The organism is Roseovarius salincola (assembly GCF_026891095.1).
GTDB lineage: Bacteria > Pseudomonadota > Alphaproteobacteria > Rhodobacterales > Rhodobacteraceae > Roseovarius > Roseovarius salincola.
Map to the genome: position 1 here is coordinate 1 of NZ_JAPTNL010000058.1, position 808 is coordinate 808.

Here is an 808-nt window from a genome sequence, read left to right on the forward strand (position 1 = left end):
CTTAAAGCGCCCCGCCAAAAACCTGAATCGCGGGGATTCCCACACGTGTGATTTTGTGATTCATCCTGTTTGGGAGGATGGATCATGTCAGCACCTTTGCCAGACGCGCTTCGGGCGCGGTTTCAGCGATACATTGAGGAAGGGTTAAGCGGTCGCGCGGCGGCATTGCGCTTGAAACTCTCGCCTGCCACGGGAGCGCGATGGGCGCTTGCGATCCGGCGGACGGGCCGGGCGGAGGCCGCTCCGCAGGGCCGACCGAAAGGCAAGGGCAAGCTGGACCCGCATCTGGGGTTCTTCGCCGAAATCATCGCGCAAGATGGTGACATCACGATGCCCGAGCTGAGCGCAGCCCTGTTTGACGCAACGCGTGTCCGGGCGCATCCCAACGCCATCGGCAAGTTCCTTCGCAAGTTGGGCTACACGTATAAAAAAAGTCACTGGTCGCCACCGAACGTCACCGTGCCAAGGTAAGGCGGCAACGCGAGGATTGGTTCAAGCATCGCATTCCAGCCATATCGAAGCATCCGGAACGCGTTGTCTTTATTGATGAAACATCAGTGAAGACAAACCTGACGAGGCAGAGGGGATGGGCCCCTTGCGGAAACCGCCTGATCATGGACGCCCCCTTCGGCTCATGGGGCACCCAGACCTTTATAGCCGGACTGAGTGCCGACGCGATGATCGCCCCCTGGGTGATCAAAGGTGCCATGGATGGCGCGGCCTTCGCCGCTTATGTTGAAAAGGTTCTGGTGCCGGAACTATCACCCGGAACCGTGGTCATTCTGGACAATCTCGCCACGCACAAAAA

At 59.2% G+C, this 808-nt stretch carries 2 protein-coding genes; both read left to right on the forward strand.

Features of this window, described 5'->3' with window-relative positions; genetic code table 11:
• Positions 1-171 precede the first annotated feature (171 nt).
• Positions 172-471 carry a hypothetical protein gene (locus N5A93_RS19470; RefSeq protein ID WP_268956752.1) on the forward strand — a complete coding sequence of 100 codons (300 nt, stop codon included), beginning with the start codon at positions 172-174 and terminating at the stop codon, positions 469-471.
• A gap of 86 nt (positions 472-557) precedes the next feature.
• Positions 558-808, forward strand: a 251-nt coding sequence (locus N5A93_RS19475) for a transposase (protein ID WP_268956753.1), incomplete at its 3' end; no start/stop codon positions are given.